The sequence below is a fragment of the Streptomyces sp. NPDC087420 genome (assembly GCF_044744165.1).
Lineage (GTDB): Bacteria > Actinomycetota > Actinomycetes > Streptomycetales > Streptomycetaceae > Streptomyces.
In genome coordinates this window covers 1-23,654 of the sequence record NZ_JBIUXU010000022.1, presented here as the reverse complement: position 1 = coordinate 23,654, position 23,654 = coordinate 1, and the positions used below count along the sequence as shown (strand labels likewise).

The following is a 23,654-nucleotide window of genomic DNA, read 5'->3' as shown; positions in this document are numbered from 1 at the left end:
TCTACAGGTCGGGCTTGCCGTCCCCGTACAGCCAGCTGTCCCAGATCCCCGAGAGGTCCCGTCCGGACTCCTTCTCCACGTACGCCGTGAAGTCGGCGGTGGAGGCGTTGCCATGACGGTGCGTCCGCGCCCAGCCTCGTACGATCCGGAAGAACGTGGCGTCGCCGACCGCGTCCCGTACCCGCTGGAGGACCATCGCGCCGCGCCCGTACACCGGCGGCTCGGAGATGTCGGCGGCGGTGGGCGGATCGGCGGGCGGGAAGGCCCAGTTCTCCTCGTCGTCGTACGCCTCGGTGAAACTCTCCGCCACCGGCATACCGCCGTGGTCCGCCGCCCACAGCCACTCCGCGTAGGTCGCGAAGCCCTCGTTGAGCCACATGTCCTGCCAGGACTCGGGCGTCACGGAGTCGCCGAACCACTGGTGGGCCAGCTCGTGGACCAGCGTGCTGACGTCGGTCGGGCCGGGGAGGAAGGGACGGGTCTGGGTCTCCAGCGCGTACCCGGCGTCCGCCTTGCGCCCGATGATCACACCGGCGGAGGAGAAGGGGTACGGGCCGAAGGTCTTCTCCTCCCACGCCAGGATCCCGGGCAGCGCGGCGACCAGGTCGGCCCCCGCCCGGCCCGCGCCGGGGTCGACGGCGGTGTAGAGCGGCAAGGGGCCCTTCACCTCGTGCACGCGGTACGGGCCGATGGCGAGGGTGGCGAGGTAACTGGCCATCGGCTCGGTGCTCCGCCAGCGGAACGCGGTCCGGCCGCCGCTCGTCCGCCGGCCGACCAGCTCCCCGTTGGAGACGGCCTCGGTGCCGGCGGGCACGGTGATGGCGAGGTCGTAGGACGCCTTGTCGCTGGGGTGGTGGTTGCCGGGGAACCAGGCCATCGACCCGGTCGGCTCCCCCAGCGCGACGACCCGCCGCCCGGACACGAGCCAGCCCTCGGCGGAGCCGTCGGGGTCGGTGATGCGGCGCGGGACACCGGAGTACCTGACGACGGTACGAAAGGTGTCCCCGCGCCCCAGTTCCTCACGCGGCCGCACGATCAGCTCCGTACCGTCACGGTCGACGGCGGCCTTCCGCCCGTCCACGGTCACGGACGCGACGTCCATCCCCGCGAGGTCGAGGTGGAAGCCGGTGAGGTTCTCAGTGGCCCGCGCGGTGATCACGGCGGTGCCGTCGAGGTGGCGGGTGGCGGGGGCGTAGTCGAGGGTGAGCCCGTAGTGCGAGACGTCGTATCCCCCGTTCCCGAGCCCGGAAAAGTACGGATCCCCGGCCCCGGCACTCCCGGACACGTCCGGCACCGCGCTTCCGTTCCCCTCGCCCGACCCGCCACACCCGACGACCAGCCCGAGCAGGGCGACCGAGGAGACCGAAGCGACCACATACCGACGCATCCGCCGATGCTAGGGCCTGTCCGGCGGATCTTCGCAGATCGGCCCGCGGCCGCACCGCCCGCATCCCGGGGCCAGATGGGTGAACCGGCGTGACACCATCGGGCGCGTGCTCGACATTGGTTACTCCCTCTCCCGGCGCTTTCCCGATCCTCCGCAGACCGACTACCGCATGGCGGACGTACGGTCGCTGCGGCACGACCTGTTCTGCGGGGACGTCTATCTCGCCGACACCAAGGCGGACCGGGAAGTGTCCACTGCCTGGGGATGGGTGCCGGTGCTCGACTTCGCGTGGGCGCTGTGCGACATCGTCGAGCAGCTCGACCTCGACCCGCGGGGCGCGCGGGCGGCGAAGCCGCAGTACGCCGAGTTGGACTTCACCGAGTCGGCGGACCGGATGCTGTTCGCCCGGCGGTTCGGGTGGGTCGACGTGGAGGCCGACTGGATGCCCGGCGACGAGCCCCCGCTGACCTTCGGGCACCGGCTGCTGCGCCGGGAGGCGCGGGACTTCCTGCACGACCTGATCGCCGATCTCGCCGACCTGCACGAGGGGCTGGCCGACAACCCGATCGTGTGGGACCTCCAGTCGCGCTTCCCCCGCATCTGATCCGGGGGCCGTCGGGCGCTGACCTGGGACGTCACACCTTCACGACACAGTGCCCACACAGCCCACCCATCGTTTCGCGGATCCGCAGGCGTACATCCCCGCGCGTCGGGCACACGAAGATTGCCGGGGCATTGGCCGGGAAGCAGGCAACCGCTTCCTCCCCCCACCTCAAGGCCGTGTCCTGGGCGCACACCGAAGGCTCCGACTCCTCCCCCCGGGTCGGGGCCTTCGTAATGTCCTGACACGTCGAGCCGGGTTCAGCGCAGGGTCCCGCGCTCGTCCACCCCGTGGGCCGGCTCCCCCAGGAACACCTTGGGCGTCGGGGGGCCGTAAGCGACGTTGAACGTGTCCAGCCGGTAGGTCCAGTTGGTGTTCCCGCCGAAGCGGTAGTTGATCTGCCACCGCAGCCACTCGCCCGGGGTGAGCCGCACCGCCGAGCGGCGCCGGTCGCGGCGCGGCACGCCGCCCGGGAGCAGCTCCGGCGGGCCCACCGTCAGAAACCCGTCCGCCTCTTGGAGATCGATGCCGCACTCCGCCAAGTCCCCCAGCCGCACCTCCGGCCGGAACGAGTAGTACTCGTGCAAGGACACCTCGTGCAGGCCGGAGGACACTCCGGACGGAATCGGGAAGGCCTTGGGCGCCGCGCTTCTCAGGATCGCTCCACGGCCACCCCGGGACTCCTTCGTCCACGACGTGCTGATGCGTTGCACCACGATGTGCGTGGCGCTGTGGGTGGCAAGCTCCATGGCCCCCATCCTCATCGATGTCGTAGCGCTACGAGCCCAGCGTGTCCTCCACCCGCACCCCGATCTGCGCCGCGAACGCCGGTGCCAGCTGGAGCAGTTGTGCCGAGCTGATCACCGCCCCCGCCAGCCGGTCCAGCCCCCGCGCGATGTCCAGCTCCGCGACCGTCCGCAGGTCGACGTCCGTCATCCGCACCCCGCTCAGGTCCGCCTGCCGCAGCACGCAGTCACGGAACTCGACCCGCTCCAGCACCGCGCCCCCGAAATCCGGCTCCGAGAGGAAGCAGCCCTCGAAGACGACGTCCTTGAGCCGGGCGTTGCGCAGGTTCAGGTAGTCGATCTTCCCGCCCCGGAACAGCACCCGCTCCAGCACCGCGCCGTGCAGCTGCGTCCCGCCCAGGCGCGCGTCCAGCACCTCGACGTCCCGCAGCGACGCCCCCGACAGGTCCGTCCCCACCCCCCGTACGCCACTCAGCACGGAGTCGATGAACCGCGCGCGGGCCAGCTCCGTCCCGTCGAGGCCGCACTCCCGCAGCGCGCAGTCCATGAACCGCGAGCCCGGCCCTTCCTGCCCCGCCAGGTCGACCTCCTTGAACTCCAGCCCGTCGTAGTCCCCGTCCGGCTCCAGGCCGCCGTCCTCGGCGTCGTACGGCACCAGCGGCGGCAGCCGTACCTCCGGCCGCCTCGCCACCGGTCCGCTCTTCGTGGCCTTCGTCGCCCTCGCTGTGTTCCGCACCATGCCCCCAGGGTGACCCACCCCACTGACAACGCCAACGTCCCGATCCCGGATGTCACATCCCGGGGGCCCGCAACCGTCACATCCGTAGGAGGACGCGAAGAACCGAGCAGGACCGAGCAGGACCGAGAACGGGGAGCAGCAGCCATGGATCGCATCACTGTCGTCGGAGGCGGTTTCGCCGGACTGACCGCCGCCATCACCGCCGCCGAATCAGGTGCCCGCGTGACCCTCCACGAGGCCCACCACACCCTCGGCGGACGCGCCCGTACCGCCGAGGGCCCCTACCTCACCAACGACGGGCCGCACGCGCTGTACCGGCGCGGGCCGCACCGGGCCTGGCTGGAACAGCGCGGCCTGCTCGGCCCGGCCGCCGGTCTGCCGCCCCTGCGCGAGGGCTCCCGGTTCTTCTTCCACCGGGGCGGAGTCCTGCGCAGGACTCCGCCCCCCGGCCTGTTCACGCTCGCCCTCCGTAGGACGGCACGGGCTCCGGTGGACGTCGACTTCCTGACCTGGGCGACCTCCGTCGCGGGACCGGAGGCGGCCCGCGCCGCCGCGCACTACGTCGCCGTCGCCCTCTTCCACCACGATCCCGGGGCGCTCTCCGCCGCGTTCGTCCAGGAGCGGCTGCGCCGGGCCACCGCCGTTCCGCCGGAGGCCCGCTTCCCCGTCGGCGGCTGGGGCCAGGTCGTCGACCGGATGGCCGCGCGCGCCTGGAACCTGGGGGTACGGATCGAGACGGCCACCCGGGTCGAGGTCCTTCCCGAGAACGGTCCCGTCATCGTCGCCACCTCCATGGACGCCGCCCGCCGCCTGCTCGGTGACGAGAGTCTGCGCTGGACCGGCGGCCGTACGGTCCTGCTGGACCTGGCGCTGCGTACGCGCCGGGGCGACCCGTACATCGTGTCCGGACTGGACGCCCCCGCCTGGCTCGAACGGTTCACGGCCCAGGATCCGTCCCTGGCGCCGGCCGGTGAGCAGCTGATCCAGGGGCAGTTCCCGGTCGGGCCCGGCGCGTCCAAGGGCGAGGGGACGGCGCGCGCCGAGCACCTGCTCGACCTGGGGTTCCCGGGCTGGCGCGAGCGGGTCGCCTGGCGCCGCGACTCGCTCGCGACCGGGCGTACGGGCGCCGTGGACCTGCCGGGCACGACGTGGCGGGACCGGCCGCGCGTCGACCGGGGTGACGGTGTCTATCTGGCGGGGGATCAGGTGGCGGCGCCGGGCGTGCTCTCGGAGGTGTCGTTCGCCAGCGGGATCACGGCGGCCTCTCTGGCGGTCGAGCAGCTGTCCGTAGGGCACGGCGGAGGTGGGCGGGCGCCGCAGAGGTCTCAGGGGCCTCAGGGGCCCCAGAAGCCGCAAGGGGTCCCCCGCACCCCCACCGCCCTTGACCTCAAGCGCGCTTGACGTCGGAGGCTGGCCGTACCAGACCACCCCCGGCCCCAGGGAGCCCACCATGCACGCCGTCCGCCTCCACGCCTTCGGCCCGGCCGAGAACCTCACGTACGAGAGGACCGACGATCCCGTCCCCGGCCCCGGCCAGGTCCGTATCGCCGTCGCCGCGGCCGGGGTGCACCTGCTGGACACGGCCCTGCGCCAGGGCATGCCGGGCCCCTTCCCCGCCCCCGCCGAGCTGCCCACGATCCCCGGCCGCGAGGTCGCGGGTACGGTCGAGTCGCTCGGCGCGGGCGTCGACCCCGCCTGGCTCGGCAGGCGGGTTGTCGTCCACCTCGGCATGGTCCCCGGCGGCTACGCCGAACTGGCCGTCACGGACGCCGCCCGGCTGCACGAGATCCCGTCGAACCTCGACGCGGCGCAGGCGGTCGCGATGATCGGGACGGGCCGCACGACGATGGGCATCGTCCAGTTCGCCGACCTGGGCCCCGGCGACATCGTCGTGGTGACGGCGGCGGCCGGTGGCATCGGCACGCTCCTCGTCCAGTACGCGAAGAACCTCGGCGCCACCGTCGTCGGCCTCGCGGGCGGCCCCGCGAAGGTCGCGGCCGTGACGGAGAACGGCGCCGACCTCGCCGTGGACTACACCCGCCCCGACTGGCCCGACCGGGTACGCGGCCGTCTGGGCGAACGCGGCGCCACCGTCGTCTTCGACTCCGTGGGCGGCGCCACCGCCCTCGCCGCCGTCGACCTCCTCGCCAAGGGCGGCCGGCACGTGGTCTTCGGCTGGTCGGGCGAGGGCCTTCACGACGGTTCCCCGCTGACCTTCACGGACGAGGAGCTGGCCGCCCGGTCCATCACCTCCGAGTCCGTCCTCGGCCCGGTGATGCTGAGCAGGGCGGGCGGAGACGTACGGGTCCTGGAGGAGCGCTCCCTGGCGGAGGCGGCGGCTGCCCGGCTGCGCCCCGCCGTACAGCGCTTCCCGCTCGCCGAGGCTGCGGCGGCGCACCGGGCGCTGGAGACCAGGGCGACGATGGGGAAGGTCGTACTGGAGCCGTAGGGCGCGTCCGCGAAGCTCGTACCGGCGCCGGTACAGGGGTCCGGCGCCGGTACGTACACCCCTCTTCACCAAGGAGCGAAATAGCCCATTTCGTGGTGTTCTGAGCTGAGCCATGGCAGCAGAGGTCCACTGCGAAGGAAGATCTCGATGAGCGATCCGTCGACCCCCGGCCCCCCGAGCGACTCTCCGAGCGGCCGACCGGGCGGCCGACCGGGCGACGCGGAGGCCGACGCCGACGCCTCCGACGCGCAGACCGGCGCCGATGCCTCCGGCCCCGCCGACCCCTCCGGGCCCCCCGCGGACGAAGCCGATCCGCACCGCTGGTGGGCCCTGGCCGTCATCGCGACCGCGCAGCTCATGGTGGTGCTCGACGCGACGATCGTGAACATCGCGCTCCCCTCCGCCCAGCGCGCCCTGCACATCAGCAACGGGAACCGCCAGTGGGTGATCACCGCGTACACCCTGGCCTTCGGTGGTCTCCTGCTCCTGGGCGGCCGGATCGCCGACCTCGTCGGCCGTAAGCGCACGTTCATCATCGGGCTCATCGGCTTCGCCGCCTCCTCCGCGATCGGTGGCGCGTCCACCGGGCAGGAGATGCTCTTCCTCTCCCGGGCGCTCCAGGGCATCTTCGCCGCCCTCCTGGCGCCGTCCGCGCTCTCCCTGCTCACCACGACCTTCCCCGCGGGCAAGGAACGCGCCCAGGCCTTCGGCGTCTTCAGCGCCATCGCGGGCGCCGGCTCCGCGATCGGGCTGCTGCTCGGCGGGATCCTCACCGAGTGGCTGAGCTGGCGCTGGTGCCTGTACGTGAACGTCCCCATCGCGCTCCTCGCCGTCATCGGCGCGTTCTCGCTGCTCAAGGACCGCGCGGGCACCAGGGACGCGCATCTGGACATCCCCGGGGTCATCCTCGGCTGCGGTGGGCTCGTGGCGATCGTGTACGGGTTCAGCCAGGCCGAGTCGGACGGGTGGACGTCCACGGAGGTCCTCACGGTCCTGAGCGTCGGCGTGGTGCTCCTCGCCGCGTTCACGTGGTGGCAGACCAGGTCCCCGGAGCCGCTGCTGCCGCTGCACATCGTCAAGGAGCGCAACCGCGGCGGCTCGGTCCTCGTGATGGCGCTGACGACGATCGGGCTGTTCGGCGCGTTCCTGTTCCTGACGTTCTTCCTCCAGAACATCCTCGGCTACTCGCCGATCAAGGCCGGCCTGGCCTTCCTGCCGCTGTCCGCGGGCATCATCATCGGCTCGACCCAGATCTCCGCCCGGCTGCTCCCCCTGGTGCCACCGCGCCTGCTCCTGGTCCCCGGGCTGCTGCTGAGCGCCGGCGGGATGTACTCGCTGACCTTCATCGACACCCACTCCAGCTACCCGGCGCACATCCTGCCGGGCACGATCCTGCTGGGCTTCGGCCTGGGGCTGACGTTCCTGCCCGTCATCTCGACGGCCACGTCCGGGGTCGCCCAGAGGGACTCCGGTGTCACGTCGGCGACGGTCAACACGGCGCAGCAGGTGGGTGGTTCCATCGGTACGTCCCTGCTGAACACGATCGCGGCGACCAGCACGACGACGTACCTGACGGCCCATCTCGCCGCGGCGGCCCGCAAGGGCGGCCTGACCCCGGCGGAGAGATCGCACATCGTGGACACGGGCACGGTCCACGGCTTCACGGTGGCCATCGCCTGGGCGGCGATCATCCTCCTGGCGGCGGCGATCATCGGCGCCGTCCTGATCAACGCCAAGTCCCCCCGCTCCCAGGCATCCAACGGCTCTGCGGACGCCTCGGCGGCAGCGATCTAGGAGCGGGCCGGTCACCTCCTAGGAGGACTACCCGAACGATGGCCTCCTCCCGACCGGCGAAATCGCTAAGCTTGTCCCATGACCGCACTGCCCGACTGGATGCGCCCGCCGCGCGCGGAAGGCTGGTTCGCGGAGGACCTGGACCGCCTCCCCGAGGCCCCCCGCCACACCGAGCTGATCGACGGAGCACTCGTTTTCATGATGTCCCCGCAGCGGTCTTGGCACGGCCGCGTTGTCACCGCGCTCACAGTGGCGCTCACGGACCAGGCCACCGGCGGTGTTGAGATCGAGCGGGAAATGACGATCCGCCTCGACGCCCGCAACCGTCCCGAGCCGGACCTGCTGGTGACCACCCTCCCGTACGACGCGAACCGCACCTCGTACGCTCCAGAGGATGTCCGACTCGTTGTCGAAGTCGTCTCCCCCGAGTCCGCCCACCGGGACCGCACGGTGAAACTCCTCAAGTACGCGCAGGCCGGCATTCCGCATTACTGGCGCCTCGAGGACGAGGACGGATCTCCGGTGGTCCACGTCTACGAACTCGACGAGCCGACCGCCACCTACGTACCCGTGGGAATCTTCAGGGACTCGCTCCACCGTCCGGTGCCCTTCGAGGTCACCCTCGACCTGGGGAAGCTCGTCCCACCCCGCCGCGCCTGAGGGCCTACTCCGGCCCACCCAGCCTGACCAGCGCGTCGTCCGTCAGCCGGTTCATGGTCCACCCGGCCATCGACACCGCTCCGAGTGATCGGTAGAACTCCACGGCAGGCGTGTTCCAGTCCAGGACCGACCATTCGAGGCGTTCGTAGCCGCGGGCCACGCAGAGGCGGGCCAGTTCGGTCAGGAGTGCCTTGCCGTGGCCGGCGCCCCGGTGGGTGGGGCGTACGTACAGGTCTTCCAGGTGGATGCCGTGGACGCCGCGCCACGTGGAGAAGTTGAGGAACCACAGCGCGAAGCCGGCCGGTTCGCCGTCCGGGGTCTCCGCGATGTGGGCGAACGCGGCGGGGTGCTCGCCGAAGAGGGCCTCGTGGAGCTGGGCCTCGGTGGCGCGGGCCTCGTCAGGGGCCTTCTCGTAGAGGGCGAGCTCGCGGACCATCGTGTGGATCACCGGGACGTCGGCGGCTGTGGCGGTACGAATCATGGGGACAGCTTGCCTGGTGGGGGGTGGGCGGGTGGCACTCGGCCCCGCCCGCGTCAGCGGCCCAGCAGGGCGCGCGCCACCGACACCTGGTCCGGGTGCAGGGCCCGCTCCCCGTCCGCGACGTCCCACAGGCTGTTCTGGAGCGCCCGGCCCAGCGTCCAGGCCCGGGCCCGCTGCCGGTCCAGGTCCAGGATCTCCGTCATCAGGTCGAAGCGCCACAGCGTCTCCGCCGCGTCGAAGCGGTTGTCGAGCGCGGGCATCAGGTCGAAGCCCGGGTCGCCGGACAGCGGCTTGGGGTCGATCGCCAGCCACGGGCCGCGGGGGTCGCCGGGACGGGTCGCCAGTACGTTCTCGTAGTGCAGGTCCCAGTGCAGCAGCCGGTCCCCCGGCTCCCCCGCCACCTCGCGCACCGCCGCCGCGCAGTCCCGCAGCAGGGCCCGCTCCGCCGCGTCCGGCAGCCGCGCCGACAGGGCCGGTACGTCGTCCAGCATCCGCGCGGCCACGTCACCGAGGCTCCGTACCCCCGGCGGCGCCGGGACCGCCGTCAGCCGCGCGAGCAGCTCGGCGATGACCCGTACCGCCTCCCGCGACTCCACCCCCGACAGGTCCCGCGCGGAGTCCAGTGCCTCCAGGAGCAGCGCGCCGGTCACGGGGTCGTGGCGCAGCAGCCGTACCGCCCCGGCGCCCTCCCACAGCCGCAGCGCCACCGGCTCGCCCACGGACTCGTCGTCCAGCAGCTGGAGCTTGAGCACGGCGGCCGTACCGTCCGCCTGCTCCACCGGCAGCACCAGCGCGCACATGCCGTACATCGCGGGGCCGGTGAGCCGCAGCTCCCACCGCTCCACGAACTCCGCCGCCAGGTCCGGCAGCCCCGCGACAAACGCGCGGCCCGCTTCCCCGTTGGCCTTCGACTGGGTACGTGCCAGCTCCTCCGGGATGTCGATCACGGGGAGAACTCTAGGTGAGCGGGGACAAGCATGGACAAGGGCGACGGCTCAGGCGTATGAACAGCCCCATGAGCACGACGAAGCGCAGCCCGACCGTGAACGGCGGTATCTCCTTCTGGTACGCCGAGAACGGCGTCCCGGCCCCCCGCGAGCCCCTGCCGGGCGACGCTACCGCCGACGTCTGCGTCGTGGGCGGCGGCTACACCGGGCTCTGGACGGCGTACTACCTCAAGAAGGCCGCCCCCTTCCTCAACATCACCGTCCTGGAGGCGAAGTTCTGCGGGTACGGCGCCTCCGGGCGCAATGGCGGCTGGCTCTACAACGGCATCGCGGGCCGCGACCGCTACGCGCGCCTGCACGGCCACGACCAGGCCGTACGGCTCCAGCGGGCGATGAACGACACCGTGGACGAGGTCGTCCGCGCCGCCGCCGAGGAGAAGATCGACGCGGACATCCACCGGGGCGGGGTCCTCGAAGTCGCCCACACGCCCGCCCAGCTGGCCCGTCTCCAGGCGTTCCACTCCGTGGAGATCGCGTTCGGCGAGACCGACCGTGTCCTGCGCGGGGCGCGCGAGACGGCGGAACGTATCCGCGTCACCGGAGCCGTCGGCTCCACCTGGACCCCGCACGGCGCCCGGCTGCACCCCGTCAAGCTGGTCACGGGGCTCGCGGCGGCCGTCGAGGCGCTGGGCGTCACGATCCACGAGTCGACACCGGTCACGGAGATCCGGCCGAAACACGCGGTCACGCCGTACGGCACGGTCCGCGCCCCGTACATCCTGCGCTGCACCGAGGGCTTCACCGCCGCGCTCAAGGGCTCCCGCCGCACCTGGCTCCCCATGAACTCCTCCATGATCGCCACCGAGCCGCTGTCCGACGAGGTCTGGGACACCATCGGCTGGGAGGGGCGCGAGACCCTGGGCGACATGGCGCACGCGTACATGTACGCGCAGCGCACGGCGGACGGCCGGATCGCCCTCGGGGGGCGGGGGCACCCGTACCGCTACGGATCCAGGACCGACAACGACGGCCGCACGCGGCCCGCAACCGTCGAGGCGCTGCGCGAGATCCTGGTCCGCTTCTTCCCGACCACCGCCGGCGTCCACATCGACCACGCGTGGTCGGGCGTCCTCGGCGTGCCGCGCGACTGGTGCGCGACCGTCACCCTGGACCGCACCACGGGCCTGGGCTGGGCGGGCGGGTACGTCGGCTCGGGCGTCGCGACCGCCAACCTCGCCGCGCGCACCCTGCGGGACCTGGTCCAGCGGGACTCCGGCCAGTCGGGCGCGACCGAACTGACCACGCTCCCGTGGGTGAACCACAAGGTCCGCGCGTGGGAACCGGAGCCGTTCCGGTGGCTGGGAGTCCACGGCATGTACGCGGCCTACCGCACGGCGGACCGCCGCGAGTCGACGGCCCGCAGCAGCACCACGGACCCGATCGCCCGGGTCGCGGACCGGTTGTCGGGGCGGTGAGGGGGCGGCTGGGGGGCGCTGAGGGGCCGTCCGGCGGCGGAGGCCGCCGCGCCGCCACCGGACGTACGCCCCCGCTACTCCGTGTCGATCCCGAAGTCCCCCACCAGGCCGCCCAGTCCGCTCCGGTAGCCCTTTCCGCCCGGTACGAAGTCCCAGTCGCCGCCCGCGCGCCGGCGGAACGAGCCCAGGACCAGTGCCGTCTCCCCGGGGCGGCCGTCCGAGACGTCCAGGCGGTCCAACTCCGTGCCCGCGCGGTCCCGTAGGCGGATGCCCGCCTCGGTGAAGCCCGACAGGTCCGCCTCCGGGTTCACCACCGGGTCGACCGCCGCGACCATCACCAGCCGGTCCGCGGCCGTCGGGAGGGCGTCGAACGCCACCCGTATCGCGGCCCGGTCGGCCGCCGCCGCGGGGACCATCCGTACCGCGCCGTCCGGTGTCCGCTCGTTGTTGAAGAAGACGAAGTGGTCGTCGCTCAGGACGCGGCTCCCCCGGCACACCAGGGCGCACACGTCCAGGGCCACCGTCCCCGCCCACGTCATGCCCAGCGTGTTGAAGTCGTCCTGGTCGGCGGGAGTGTTGGGAGTGTTGGGAGTGGTTCCGTTCGGGGGTGACGTCGTGGCGGACATCGGCGCGGCGCCGCCGTCCCCCAACCTCCCCCGCAGACCGTGCTGGTGGAGCAGGTCCACCAGCTCCGTGCCCGAGATCAGCGTCAGCGGCTTGCCGTTGGCGAAGGTGTACGAGCCCGGCCCGAAGCCCGATGTCGTCACCAGCACGCCCTTGTTCGCCCCGGCGCCCTGCACCGTGCCGTACAGGTCACGTACCGCGCTCGGCGACACCGTCCCGCGATACCGCTTCACCTGCACGATGATCTTTCCGCCGCTGATCGGGTCCGGGTCCAGGGCGTCCACGTCCACCCCGCCGTCGTTCGAGCGCTGCGTCATGACCGCCCGCATCCCCCGCGCCCGGAACAACTCCGCGACCAGGCTCTCGAACTCCACCGGATCCATCGCGAGCAGGTCCGGCTCCTCACCGCCCCCGTGCGACACCACCCCCGAGCCCACCTCGTCCGGCCGCCGCGCCGGCCGTACCGCCGTCCGCTGGTCGGGCCGCGCCGACAACTGCCCCCGCAGCCCCTCCGTCAGACAGTCCACCGCGCTGACCAGCTCCAGGTTCAAGCCGTCGAACGCGTCCCGCTCGGCCAGCACCGACGCCAGACACACCTGGGCCCGCCGCCCCGTCGCCGGATCGAAGTCGTCCACGAACCCGTTCAGCGCGACCGAACGCACCGTACGGAACTCGTCCGCCGCGAACAGATCGCGCAGCACCAGCAGCACACACTGCGCCAACACCGCCCGGTACAGCGCCCGTCGCTGCGTCACCGGCCTGGCCGACTCCTTGTCCTGGTCCAGGCTCGGCGCGAACCGCACCGCCTTCACCTCCGGCACCACCGCGTACCCCGGCAGCTCCCAGTCGAGCACCAACTGCCCCGCCCCGCGGTCGAAAGCGGCCGACACCTGGCGCGGGAAGTCCTCCGGCCAGCCCGTGGACGCGTAGAGCGCCGCCGAGAAGTACTCCACCACCGTCTCGGGATCCCCGGCCCGCAACGCCTCCACCGTCGCCGCGACCCCCGCGTTGTGCCCCCGCACCTCCGCCAGCCGCGACCGCGCCCACGCGTCGTACTGCCGCCGGTACGCGGTCAGTTGCTCCAGCCGCCGCCCCTCCGCCTGCTGCGCCGCGTGCAGATCGTGGGCGTACCTGGCCTGCGCCTCCTGCTGCGCCGCCGCGCGCCGCCCGGCCGTCCAGCCGCCGGCCTGCGGCTGGTACCGCGCCGGATCCGGCACCGGCACCGGATACGCCAACTGCCCCGGCGCGAACGGCTCGATCTCCTCCACCCGGGTCAGCGCGGACGTACGGAAGGCGGGAGCCCGGCATCCTGACGCCAGCAGACCCTCCAACACCGCTACACACGCGTCGAGTTCCTCCGTACGGCGCCGCGCCTCGGCCTCCCGCTGCCGCCGGTACTCCGCCTGCTGCTCCCGGCCGTACCGCGCCACCTCGCGTGCGTACGACCGCTGTTGCCGCTCCGTGTCCCGCTGCTGCCGGAACGCCGCCCGCTCCTGCGCCTCCCGCTGCCGCTGTTGCTGCCGCTGCGCCTCGGCCCAGACCCCGATCAGTCCACTGGAACGACGACTCATACGGTCACACCCCTCCCCACGGGGCCGCCCGTCCCCGGACCCCGCCCACAAACACCCAGAAAACACACCCAGAAACCACCAGTCTCCCGGACCTGACGGCTCCAAGACCCGCGCTCGCGAAATTTCCCCTGGCCGGATGCGCGGAGACCGGACGCGCGGAGAGGGGGGTAGGGGGCGCGGATGCGGATCCGCGGCGGCTGTCCCATGCTGGAAAGGACGGCTGTCCCATCCCGGACAGGACAGCGCCGACGTCCGTCGAGTCCGAGCGGAGCCCTCGATGCACCACAATCGAGCAGTCGCGGCCCACCTCGTACGCGATCGGATGAGCCGCGAACCCGTCACCGTCCCGCCGTACATGTCGCTCACCGCCGTGGCCTCCTGCATGCGGGACTCCGATGTCGGCTGCGTCTTCGTCACCTCGGGCGACGAACTGCACGGGCTCGTCACGGACCGTGACATCGCCGTACGGATCACCGCCGAGGGGACTCTCGCGGGCGTCGCCACGGCGCTCGAAGCCTGCTCGGGAGACCTGGTGACGGTGACCCCCGACATGTCGGTCTGCCAGGCGGCGGACCTCATGAGCGCGCACTCGATCCGCCGTATCCCCGTCGTGGAGGAACGGCGGCTGGTGGGTGTGCTCACACTGGGGGACATCGCGGACACGCCGCACGCCCAGGAGGTGCTGATCGCCCTCAGCCGCACCGAGGCCAATCACTGAGCGAGCGCAAGACAGTCGACGCACGACAGTCGAACAGGGCAGTCACCGAGCAAGCGGGAGCGAGGCGAGAGACGTGGCGACGCTGACTTCCATGAACGTCGGCATGCCCCAGGACGTCCCGTGGCACGGCCGTACCGTGCACACCGGCGTCTGGAAGTACCCCGTCGACGGCCCCCGCATGGCACGCCGCCTGAACATCGACGGCGACGGCCAGGGCGACCTGGAGGGGCACGGTGGCGAGCATCGCGCGGTGCTCGTGTACCAGACGGACTCGTACCGCCACTGGGAGAAGCACCTGGCCCGCGCCCGGATCGAGACCGGGCAGTTCGGCGAGAACCTCACCGTCGACGGGCTGCCGGACGACGAGGTGTGCATCGGTGACCGGTATCGGATCGGCGACGCGGTGTTCGAGGTCAGCCAGCCGCGCGTGACCTGTTACCGGGTGGGCCTGCGGATGGAGGAACCGCAGATGGCGGCCCTGCTCGTCTCGCACCGGCGGCCGGGCTTCTACATGCGCGTGGTGGTCGAGGGCGAGATGGAGGCGGGGCAGGAGATCGTGAAGGTCGCCGACGGGCCGGAGGGGATGACGGTCGCGGACATCGACTCCCTGCTCTACCTGCCGGGGCACCCGAGGGACGACCTCGACCGGGCGCTGCGCATCTCCTCACTCAGTCCCGGCTGGCAGGCCTCGCTGCGCAGCCTCAAGGAGCAGTCGGACAAGGAACAGGCCAGCGGCGCCCCGGCGGGATCGTCCGGCAACACGGGGCTGACCACGGCCGCGAGCAGCCCGCCGCCCGCGTGGGCGGGCTTCCGGCCGCTGCGGGTCGACGACATCAGGGAGGAGAGCCACAGTGTGTTCTCCCTGACCCTGTCGGCCACCGACGGCTCCCGGCTGCCGGCGTGGCTGCCCGGCCAGTCCGTCACGCTGCGGCTGCGTCCGGAGGACCCCGGGCGCGCGAACGGCGCCGGGTCTCCGCTGATCCGCAGCTATTCGCTCTCCAACGACCCCGGAGACGGCCGGTACCGCATCAGTGTGAAACAGGAACCGCACGGCGCCGCCAGCACGCTCATCCACACGACGGTACGGGTGGGCGACACGCTGGACGTGGCCGCGCCGCGCGGCACGTTCTTCCTGACCGACAGCGAACGTCCCGTGGTGCTGGCGTCCGCCGGGGTCGGCGCCACACCGGTTCTCGCGATGCTGCACGCGCTGGCGGACACGGGCAGGGATCAATCGACGGGTACGGGCACGCCCCGCGAGGTCTGGTGGCTCCACGGCGCCCGCGAGCGCGCCGAACACGCCTTCGCCGCCGAGAGCCGCGAGCTGCTGGACCGGCTCCCCGCGAGCCACTCGTACATCTGCTACAGCCGCCCGGCCGACGACGACCGCCAGGGGGTCGACTACACCACGCCCGGCCACCTCTCCGCCGAGACGCTCCGCGGCTTCGGACTGCCGACCGACGCCGACGCGTACCTCTGCGGCCCGGTGGGGTTCATGGACGACCTCACCGCCGGTCTCACCCGGTACGGGATGGCGCCCGACCGGATCCACGTCGAGACGTTCGGCGCGGGAGCCGCGCTGAACCCCGGGGTGAAGCCGTCCGTACAACACGCCCCGCACCCGCCCGCCGAACCTCCCGCGTCCCCCGGTCCTGACGTGTCGTTCAGCCGCAGCGGTCTCACCGTGCCGTGGGACCCCCGGTACGCGAGCCTGCTCGAACTGGCCGAGGCGTGTGACGTACCCACCCGCTGGTCGTGCCGTACCGGCGTCTGCCACAACTGCGAGAGTGCCCTGCTGTCCGGGGGCGTCGCGTACGACCCGAATCCGGTCGAGCCGCCGGCCGAGGGCGACGTACTGATCTGCTGCTCGCGTCCGAGGGACGGCATCGTGCTGGATCTGTGATCAGGGGTGGTCGCACAGGTGGTTGCACAGGTGGTCACACGGGCGTTCAAGGGAAACCCACTGCCCTCCTGTCAGACCCGTGCCCTAGGCTGGCGCCAACCGCTCCCCGCGATCCGCGGGTGACTAGATGCGGTCATTACCTGGGGGGTAATCACCACTGTGCGCACGCGCACCCTCGCGGCCGCGACCTCGCTCGCGGTCCTCTTCAGCTCGGCCGCGCTCGTCGCGGCCACGGCGGCCCCTGCCGCCGCCGACTCCACCAGGACCCTCTCCCTGAAGTCCGCGGGCGACGTCCTGGTCGACGGGCTCCACCAGCGCGTCTACGTCTCCGACCCGACCGGCGGCAAGCTCGTCGTCACCGACTACGCGGGCACGGTCCAGAAGACCGTCACGGGTCTGCCGGGCGTCGAGGGCCTGGCCCTCTCGGCCGACTCGGGTCAGGTGTACGCGGCTGTCGCGGCCTCGAACCGGATCGTGTCGGTGGACACGGCCACGTACACGAAGGCCGCCGAGTACACCCTCGGCGACGCCAAGAAGCCGCGGAGCCTCGCCGTCGCCGGCGGCAAGCTCTGGTTCGGTTACGGGGAGGACGCCTACGGCAACCTCGGCTCGCTCGACCTGTCCGGGGCCGAGCCGGTCGTGGCGCTCGACCAGGACGGCGGCCTGTCCTTCTACCAGCCGCCGCTCCTCGGCTCCGACCCGGCCGCGCCCGGCCTGCTGGCCCTGGGCGAGCGCGGGCAGATGACGGTCGCGCTGTACGACGTGGCGTCCGGCAGCGCGGTGCTGCGGGTCGCCAACGGCGACCCCGCCAACGGGGGCGGCAACCTCCGCGACCTGGACATCTCGCCCGACGGCACGGAGGTCGTCACGGCCTCCGGCTCTCCGTACTACAACCCGGCCTACTCCACCACCGATCTGCATGAGCTGCGCCGCTACCCGTCCAATGACTACGGCAGTTCGGTCGCGATCGGCCCGAAGGGCGCCGTCGCGTCGGGCACAAGCTCCTGGTACGGCCCTGACCTGCACCTCTACGAGCAGGGCTCCACCACCGCGATCCGTGAGTACGAGTACGGCAACACGGGCAACGACAGCGGCGGCGACACGCAGGTCGACGGGGCGCTGGCCTGGGCCCCCGACGGCAGCCGCGTCTTCGCCGTCTCGGAGAACAGCAACGGCGTCTACACACTGCGGTCGTACACCGACCCCACCAAGTACCTGCCCAAACTCACCGTCGCCGCCCCCGCCAAGGCGACCCGCGCCAAGAAGCTCACCGTCACCGGCAAGCTGACCTCGGCGAAGGCCCTGCCCGCGGGTACGGCCCTGACCGTGACGCGCACGGACATCGACTCGGCCAAGGGCAAGGTGCTGCCCGGTGTGAAGACGACGGCGAACGGTTCCTTCGCCTTCGCGGACACCCCGCCGGCCGGCGGCAAGGTGAAGTACACGGTGGCGTACGCGGGAGACGCGACGCACGCGAAGGTCTCGGCCTCCGACACCGTGGAGGTCTCGCGTACCGCGACGAGCCTCACCCTGAACAACAACGGCAAGCTCTACTCGTACGGCGCGGACGTCTCCTTCACCGCGCACCTCGGCAAGACGTACAAGAGCCGTACGGTCGAGATCTACGCCGACCCGTTCGGCGCGGACAAGCCGAAGCGGCTGGTCAAGACCGGCAAGGTCAACTCCAAGGGCAACCTGTCGGTCACGGTGGACATGACGCGCGACACCGCCGTCACGGCCGTCTTCGCGGGCGACGCGCGCTCGGCGTCAAAGTCGGTCAAGTCGACCGGGTACGCCAAGGTCAAGATCTCCACGGCCGTCTCCAAGCACTACAAGACGGGCAAGATCGGCTCCACGAAGTACTACTGGTTCCGCGAGACCAGCGACCCGCTCCTGACCACGACGATGAGCTACTACCAGGGCCGCCACCAGCGGTTCGAGCTCCAGGTCTACTCCGGGGGCACGTGGTACTCGACGGGCGACCCGGAGTACTTCGCGCTGGGCGGCAACGGGAAGTCGGCGGTGAAGCTGGGCGGCCCCGGCAAGGGCGGGGCGGGGATCCGCGCCCGGGTGCGGTCGTCGTACATCAACGGCACGTCGGGGGACAGTGTGAACTCGACGACGTACGGGGCGTGGCAGTACCTGTACTTCACCAAGTAGGCGCTGTCCAGGCGCTTCGCACGCGTGAATGACGGTGTCCCGGGTCTCGGAACGAACGAGGTCCGGGACACTTTCGTCCACGTTCTCAACGGAAGGCGGCCAGGATCGCCGCGAGTTCGGCGGGCCGGGACAGGTGGGGGAAGTGGCCGCTGCCCGCCAGGACGGTGACGGAGACGTCGGGAAGAACCGACTCCAGCCAGTGGCGGTACGCCGGGGCCGGCGGCTCCCCGCTCACATAATGGTATGGGATGCCCGCCGCGCGGATGGCGCCGAGACCGCGCGTGACGCCCTCGTCGAGGTCCTTCGGCGGGGTGTCCATGAGTTCGTTCCAGTACCCGAGCAGCAGGTCCTGCGCGGGGGTGGCCGACCGGGCGAGCTCCTGGGCGGCCGGGGGCAGCAACTCGACGTGCATGCTCGCGATCATGGAGTCCCAGACCTCGCCGTACGCCGGGCTCCTGAGCACCGGTTCGGCGCGGCGCAGCACCTCCGCGAAGGTGCCGGGCAGGAGTGGCTGGTCGACGTTGACGGCGCCCCGGGCCGGGTACTTCGCGGCGTAGACCGTCGCGAGCACGCCGCCGAGCGAGTGCCCCACGACGACGGGCGCGTCGAGGCCGGCGTCGGTGACCGCCTCGTGCACGACGGCGGCGATCTCGTCGGAGCGGTAGGAGGCGCGGCGGGGTGAGTCGCCGTGGCCCGGCAGGTCGAAGGAGAGCACCCGCCGGCCGGGGTCGGTGACCGCGAGCGCGCGGAGGGTCGGGTCCCACTGGCGCCGGTCGTATCCGAGGCCGTGGAGGAGGACGAGGGGTGGACGGTGGTCGGGGGCCTGGTCGGGGCTGCCGTGGCTGTCGGCGGCGAGGGCGCCGAAGAACTCGGGGTGGTTCTGTTGATGTGTGTCGTCGGACATGTCCGTCTCCCGTTTTTCCGGTCTCGCGGAGTTTCGAGGCTCTGCCTGGGAGGCGTAACTCCCCTACGTACCATCCGTACGTGACACAGGTCACACACGCCAGCGGGCGGGGCCGCCCCGGCCCGGCCGGTACCGGGAGTAGCGGCCGGTGTGCGGGGAAACACGCAGGTGGGCGCCTGCGAGCGGGGCGGTGCGTTCGGCCTGGACGGCCCTGGCCCGTTCGACGTCGCCGGCGCGGCCGGCCGCGTCGAGCTGCTCGGCGAGTGCGTCCAGCCGGTGCCGGACGGCTCCGACACCGAGCGGCCGCGAACGGCGCCGAGCACCGCTACCGGCCGCTACCCGTCGCTACCCGTCGACCAAGCCCCTGAGCTCCCGCTCCGTCCACCGCCCGGACACACCGGAACACGCCGCCACGTACGCCACGACCGTGTCCACATCCCACGCACCCGTGGCGAGCAACCCCTTCGCCAGGAAGGCGATGTACGCGGCGGAGGGGGCGTTCGGCTCGATGTCCCCGGCACCCCAGGGCGCCGTGAACGTCACCACCGGCGTTCCGTCGAGCGCGCCAGGACACACCAGCGTCTCGTAACGCCCCTCACCCCGCACCACCCGCCCGCCGCCGCTCACCACCCCGGCCAGGTCGAGATCGGTGCCCGGCTCCCCGTACATCTCCTGCGCGGCGATGTCCGAGAACTGCCCGGCCGTGACCAGGTGGGCCCTGCCCAGCACGCGCCCCGGCGCGTCAGGATCGTAGAACGCCCGTCCCCCGCCCCACACGGGCGACTCGGTGGCGAAGTACACCGCGCCCGTGACCTCCACCGGCACGGACCGTTCCGGCGGCCGTGGGTCCCGGCAGCCCCGGTACATCCTGGCCGCGCCGGGCGGGCGGCCGCCGGCGATGTAGTACGCGAGCCGGCCGAGGTCCACGTTGGAGCCGTACGACAGGTACCAGACCTGACGCGGGGACGCGTGACCACCGCCTGTCTCCTCGATGACGCGAAGGCGCTCCATGGGGCTCCGACCGGGTTGAGAATGCGCGGGTGAGAAACCCATACCCCTGCCCATGCTGCGGCCATCGCGTCCTCGACGAGATGCCCGGTTCCCACGAGATCTGTCCCATCTGCTTCTGGGAGGACGACGGCGTCCAGTTCCGCTGGCCCACGATGGCGGGCGGCGCCAATCGCATATCGCTGACGGAGGCTCAGCGGAACTTCCAGGACTTCGGCGCCTGCGACGAACATGGCAAGCGGTACGTACGTCCCCCGACGGCGGACGAGACGCTCGACCCGGCCTGGCGTCCCATCGACCCGTCGCGGGACTCCTTCGAGGATTGGGAGGGCCTGGAGAACGTGGAGGCGGAGGGACGTACGCCCTGGCCCGAGGACCGCTCGGTGCTGTGCTGGTGGTTACCGACCTTCTGGCGCCGCGACCTCCGGCCGGGAGCACACTGACCGGCGCGGACTCCCCGCCGATACGCCGATACGGCGATACGGCGATACGGCGATACGGCGATACGGCGATACGGCGATACGGCGATACGGCGATACGGCGATACGGCGATACGCGGATACGGCGATACGCGGATACGGCGTTACGCCGATACGCGTCGCCCGCTCCCCCTCACCCCGAGGCGGCGGAAAGCTGTTCCCGTACCCACGCCACATCCGGGTTGGTACGGGACCGGCCCGCCACCACCACCGTCGGTACGGTCTCGTTGCCCTCGTTGGCCGCCCTCACCACCGCCGCCCCCTCCGGGTCGCGCCAGATGTCGACCCAGTGCGCCCGGCGGGCGTGACGGCCCAACCGGACGCGCAGGCGCAGGCAGTACGTGCAGCCCGACCGCCAGAAGACCACCGGCCGGCCGTCGGCCGCGCTGCGGCGCTGGGCCTCCAGCGCGCCGATCGACCTCGGAAACACCAGGGGCGAGTGCACACCCGCGAGCGCCACGAACACCAGGAGGACCGCCGCGGCTCCCCAGGGGCTTCCCCGGAGGGCCGTTCCGGCCGCGACGGCCGATCCGCAGAGCACCAGCAGCATCGGCAGCATCCACGCGCGCATCATGACGACGAAGGCTACCGACTCGCCGCGCGTTCGCGGGCGCGCCGGTGGCGATGAGTTCCGGCCGGATGGCCAGTCTGTTCCGGCGAGAGTTGTACGACGCCGTGACGCCGTGACGTACAACACCCGGACAGACACGCCACCCCGGAGGATCCCATGACCGCCCACCCCCGCGACCCGAGCGGCGACCTTCCCGGCAAGCCGCCCGTCGTCGACCTGGCCACCTGGCAGGCGGCGCGTGACGAGCTGCTGGTCCGCGAGAAGGCGCACACCCATGAGGGCGACGCGATCGCCGCGGCCCGGCGGCGGCTGCCGATGGTGGAGTTCGACGGGTCGGTGGAGGTCGTCGGGCCGGACGGGCCCGTGCCGTTCCTCGACCTCTTCCAGGGCCGCGACGAACTCGTCGTCTACAAGCACATGTGGTACGACGACACACCCCACCAGGGGCAGTGCGAGGGCTGCACCACCACGGCCTGGCACGTGAAGGACGCCGTCTACCTCAACGCGCGCGGCGTCTCGTTCGCCGTGCTGACGACGGGGCGTTGGGACGAGGTGGCCTCCTTCGCCGCGTTCATGGGCTACACCGGGCCCTGGTACTCGGTACGTGACGTGGACGAGCCGGTCGGCGGGGAGATGGGATACCTCACCGCCTTCCTGCGCGACGGCGACCGCGTGTTCCTCACCTACTCCACGACGGGCCGGGGCAACGAGCCGGTCAACGGGTCCCTCAGCCTGCTCGACATGACGCCCTACGGGCGCGGCGAGGCATGGGAGGACCACCCCGACGGGCGGCCCGTGCTCGGTGACGTCCACGAGGGGCACCCGGCCGTGGACCACCAGGCCTGCTGGTACTGGCGCTCGGACGCCGACGGCGTCGCCACCTGGGGTCCGACGAGCCGCCCCGTACCCCAGTGGACCCGGCCCGGCGCCACTCCCGTGGAAACCCTCGGCCGGCACGGCCACTGCCACTGACCCGCCCGGGGACTCTCCACTGACCAGTGGATTGTGCGCGGTGTGACGGGAGTTGACACGCCCGCACCGCAGGACCCACGATGCCTGATGTCGCTCCGGGGACCGTTGTTCCCCCGAGCGCCCTCGACCATCCAGCCCTGCGCGGCACCAGTGTGCGCTTCCGAGAGGCTGTGCCCTTCTGAGAGGCGCTGCCTTTCCGCGTGCCCGCGCCGGGCTTTGTGAAGCCAGGATTGGATTCTTCATGCCCAAAGCGAGTCATGTCACCGTGTGGCGTCTGCTGGGGGTCAGCGCAGCGGCCGTCGCCCTGTCCGCCGTGGCCGCCACGTCCGCGTACGCGGGCGACTGCCCGGGCGGCAATGGCTGGGACAAGGGTCAGCCCTCGGACTACAAGCCGGGGACGGGCGCCGGTGTGAAGACCGCGACGGACCGTTGTGAGTTCTCCCTCGACGGCGTGGCCTGGAAGGCCTCCGTCCAGGTCGACGACCTCAACCTCAAGCCGTCCGAGGACGGCAAGGTGCACGTGAAGGTCCGCGCCGCCGGCGACGCGGAGTCCTGCACCGCCTCGCTCGCCTCGTACCGTACGTTCGGGCCGACGTGGCCGACCTCCGGCAAGCAGGTCTTCCACGACTTCGACACCCTGAACGTGAAGCAGGGCGCGACCGACACCCTCGACATCGCTGTCCCGGACGTCGGCTGCTTCGCGCAGGTCGACCTCTACCGCGGCAGTGTCAAGTTCGACGGGAAGACGGACGCGAACGACGGCTTCGAGCACGGCGAGCTGCCGATCGGCCCGGACCGTCCCGTCATCAAGGACAAGCTGATCGCGTCCTGGAACGGCGGTACGAAGGACTGCACCACGCAGACCGTCCCGACGCCCAACCCGACCCCCACGAAGACTCCGCCCGGGACGGTCCCGGACACGACCCCGACTCCCACGAAGACTCCGTCCGGGACGACAACCCCGGACGCGACGCCGTCGACCACGGCGCCCGGGGCGGTCTCGCCCACGGAGACCGAGTCGGCGTCGCCGAACGCGTCCACCTCGGCCTCCGCGTCCGAGTCGGCGTCGCCGGTGGTCTCGACGTCCAGCAGCGCCCAGGGCGGGCTCGCCGAGACCGGCAGCGGCAACGTCGTGGCGACCGCCACGGGTGCGGCGGCCCTGGTCGCCGTCGGCGGCGGCGTCCTGTTCTTCATGCGGCGTCGCGGAGCGGCCCGCGCCCACTGACGGCCCGCTGACGGCCCGCTGACGGCCCGCTGACGGCCCGCTGACGGCAGCGTCACGGGAGCACATACGTAACACTCACGCGTGACACTTCGCCGTGACGAGGGGTGGGGGGGGGCCGCCGCCCCCCCCCCCCCGGGGGGGGTGAGGCAGACCGAACCGCCCGCGGGCGGGGGCGCGGAGCCCCCCCCCCCCGCCCCCGGCACGGGGTGGCCAACCCCCCCGCCCGCCCCCGCGGTGGGG

At 72.0% G+C, this 23,654-nt stretch carries 21 protein-coding genes; 12 read left to right on the top strand and 9 right to left on the bottom strand.

What is annotated here, in order from left to right; all coding sequences use genetic code 11:
- Position 1 precedes the first annotated feature (1 nt).
- A complete protein-coding gene (locus ACIO1C_RS33905; protein ID WP_401871142.1) occupies positions 2-1,387 on the bottom strand; it encodes a M1 family metallopeptidase in 1,386 nt (461 codons plus the stop codon).
- 106 nt (positions 1,388-1,493) lie between these two features.
- Between ACIO1C_RS33905 and ACIO1C_RS33900 the strand changes: the two genes are divergently transcribed.
- The gene (locus ACIO1C_RS33900; protein ID WP_401871140.1) at positions 1,494-1,991 is read left to right on the top strand and encodes a hypothetical protein; all 498 of its coding nucleotides are present in this window, start codon (positions 1,494-1,496) and stop codon (positions 1,989-1,991) included.
- A 257-nt stretch (positions 1,992-2,248) separates the two neighbouring features.
- On the opposite strand, the gene ACIO1C_RS33895 is transcribed toward ACIO1C_RS33900, so the two are convergent.
- Together ACIO1C_RS33895 and ACIO1C_RS33890 are read right to left on the bottom strand one after the other, a co-directional pair.
- Positions 2,249-2,737 (bottom strand): hypothetical protein, encoded by a 489-nt coding sequence (locus ACIO1C_RS33895; RefSeq protein ID WP_401871137.1) that lies wholly within the window; start codon positions 2,735-2,737, stop codon positions 2,249-2,251.
- 28 nt (positions 2,738-2,765) lie between these two features.
- Positions 2,766-3,473 carry a pentapeptide repeat-containing protein gene (locus ACIO1C_RS33890; RefSeq protein ID WP_401871135.1) on the bottom strand — a complete coding sequence of 236 codons (708 nt, stop codon included), beginning with the start codon at positions 3,471-3,473 and terminating at the stop codon, positions 2,766-2,768.
- Between the two features lie 144 nt (positions 3,474-3,617).
- On the opposite strand from ACIO1C_RS33890, the gene ACIO1C_RS33885 reads away from it, so the two are divergent.
- From ACIO1C_RS33885 to ACIO1C_RS33870, 4 genes are all read left to right on the top strand, one after another.
- Positions 3,618-4,874, top strand: a complete 1,257-nt coding sequence (locus ACIO1C_RS33885; protein WP_401871132.1) for a phytoene desaturase family protein — start codon at positions 3,618-3,620, stop codon at positions 4,872-4,874.
- Between the two features lie 49 nt (positions 4,875-4,923).
- A complete protein-coding gene (locus ACIO1C_RS33880; protein WP_401871129.1) occupies positions 4,924-5,922 on the top strand; it encodes a zinc-binding dehydrogenase in 999 nt (332 codons plus the stop codon).
- 147 nt (positions 5,923-6,069) lie between these two features.
- Entirely contained in the window at positions 6,070-7,716 is a 1,647-nt protein-coding gene (locus ACIO1C_RS33875; protein WP_401871126.1) for an MFS transporter, read from the top strand.
- Between the two features lie 78 nt (positions 7,717-7,794).
- Positions 7,795-8,376, top strand: coding sequence for a Uma2 family endonuclease (locus ACIO1C_RS33870; RefSeq protein WP_401871124.1), 582 nt, complete (start codon positions 7,795-7,797; stop codon positions 8,374-8,376).
- Between the two features lie 4 nt (positions 8,377-8,380).
- Here the strand turns inward: ACIO1C_RS33870 and ACIO1C_RS33865 are convergent, their stop codons facing one another.
- Complete coding sequence (locus ACIO1C_RS33865) at positions 8,381-8,857, bottom strand: GNAT family N-acetyltransferase (protein ID WP_401871121.1); 477 nt, start codon at positions 8,855-8,857, stop codon at positions 8,381-8,383.
- A 53-nt stretch (positions 8,858-8,910) separates the two neighbouring features.
- On the bottom strand, positions 8,911-9,804 hold the full coding sequence (locus ACIO1C_RS33860) for an aminoglycoside phosphotransferase family protein (RefSeq protein WP_401871118.1): 894 nt from the start codon (positions 9,802-9,804) through the stop codon (positions 8,911-8,913).
- 68 nt (positions 9,805-9,872) lie between these two features.
- Here ACIO1C_RS33860 and ACIO1C_RS33855 point away from each other — a divergent pair, with 68 nt between their 5' ends.
- Positions 9,873-11,279: an NAD(P)/FAD-dependent oxidoreductase gene (locus ACIO1C_RS33855; RefSeq protein ID WP_401871115.1), complete on the top strand. Its 1,407-nt coding sequence runs from the start codon at positions 9,873-9,875 to the stop codon at positions 11,277-11,279.
- A gap of 74 nt (positions 11,280-11,353) precedes the next feature.
- On the opposite strand, the gene ACIO1C_RS33850 is transcribed toward ACIO1C_RS33855, so the two are convergent.
- The gene (locus tag ACIO1C_RS33850; protein WP_401871113.1) at positions 11,354-13,474 is read right to left on the bottom strand and encodes a restriction endonuclease; all 2,121 of its coding nucleotides are present in this window, start codon (positions 13,472-13,474) and stop codon (positions 11,354-11,356) included.
- Between the two features lie 322 nt (positions 13,475-13,796).
- Here ACIO1C_RS33850 and ACIO1C_RS33845 point away from each other — a divergent pair, with 322 nt between their 5' ends.
- From ACIO1C_RS33845 to ACIO1C_RS33835, 3 genes are all read left to right on the top strand, one after another.
- Positions 13,797-14,192, top strand: a complete 396-nt coding sequence (locus ACIO1C_RS33845; protein ID WP_401871110.1) for a CBS domain-containing protein — start codon at positions 13,797-13,799, stop codon at positions 14,190-14,192.
- Between the two features lie 73 nt (positions 14,193-14,265).
- Positions 14,266-16,095, top strand: a complete 1,830-nt coding sequence (locus ACIO1C_RS33840; protein WP_401871108.1) for an MOSC domain-containing protein — start codon at positions 14,266-14,268, stop codon at positions 16,093-16,095.
- A 159-nt stretch (positions 16,096-16,254) separates the two neighbouring features.
- A complete protein-coding gene (locus ACIO1C_RS33835; RefSeq protein WP_401871105.1) occupies positions 16,255-18,255 on the top strand; it encodes a YncE family protein in 2,001 nt (666 codons plus the stop codon).
- Between the two features lie 85 nt (positions 18,256-18,340).
- On the opposite strand, the gene ACIO1C_RS33830 is transcribed toward ACIO1C_RS33835, so the two are convergent.
- Both ACIO1C_RS33830 and ACIO1C_RS33825 read right to left on the bottom strand, forming a co-directional pair.
- Positions 18,341-19,159 (bottom strand): alpha/beta fold hydrolase, encoded by an 819-nt coding sequence (locus tag ACIO1C_RS33830; protein ID WP_401871102.1) that lies wholly within the window; start codon positions 19,157-19,159, stop codon positions 18,341-18,343.
- Positions 19,160-19,504: 345 nt separating this feature from the next.
- Positions 19,505-20,170, bottom strand: coding sequence for a histone deacetylase (locus tag ACIO1C_RS33825; RefSeq protein ID WP_401871100.1), 666 nt, complete (start codon positions 20,168-20,170; stop codon positions 19,505-19,507).
- Positions 20,171-20,199: 29 nt separating this feature from the next.
- On the opposite strand from ACIO1C_RS33825, the gene ACIO1C_RS33820 reads away from it, so the two are divergent.
- Complete coding sequence (locus tag ACIO1C_RS33820) at positions 20,200-20,610, top strand: CPCC family cysteine-rich protein (RefSeq protein ID WP_401871098.1); 411 nt, start codon at positions 20,200-20,202, stop codon at positions 20,608-20,610.
- Positions 20,611-20,779: 169 nt separating this feature from the next.
- Here the strand turns inward: ACIO1C_RS33820 and ACIO1C_RS33815 are convergent, their stop codons facing one another.
- The gene (locus ACIO1C_RS33815; RefSeq protein ID WP_401871095.1) at positions 20,780-21,220 is read right to left on the bottom strand and encodes a glutaredoxin domain-containing protein; all 441 of its coding nucleotides are present in this window, start codon (positions 21,218-21,220) and stop codon (positions 20,780-20,782) included.
- A gap of 153 nt (positions 21,221-21,373) precedes the next feature.
- Here ACIO1C_RS33815 and ACIO1C_RS33810 point away from each other — a divergent pair, with 153 nt between their 5' ends.
- Together ACIO1C_RS33810 and ACIO1C_RS33805 are read left to right on the top strand one after the other, a co-directional pair.
- The gene (locus ACIO1C_RS33810) at positions 21,374-22,189 is read left to right on the top strand and encodes a DUF899 family protein (RefSeq protein WP_401871093.1); all 816 of its coding nucleotides are present in this window, start codon (positions 21,374-21,376) and stop codon (positions 22,187-22,189) included.
- Between the two features lie 241 nt (positions 22,190-22,430).
- On the top strand, positions 22,431-23,414 hold the full coding sequence (locus ACIO1C_RS33805; protein ID WP_401871090.1) for an LPXTG cell wall anchor domain-containing protein: 984 nt from the start codon (positions 22,431-22,433) through the stop codon (positions 23,412-23,414).
- Positions 23,415-23,654 lie beyond the last annotated feature (240 nt).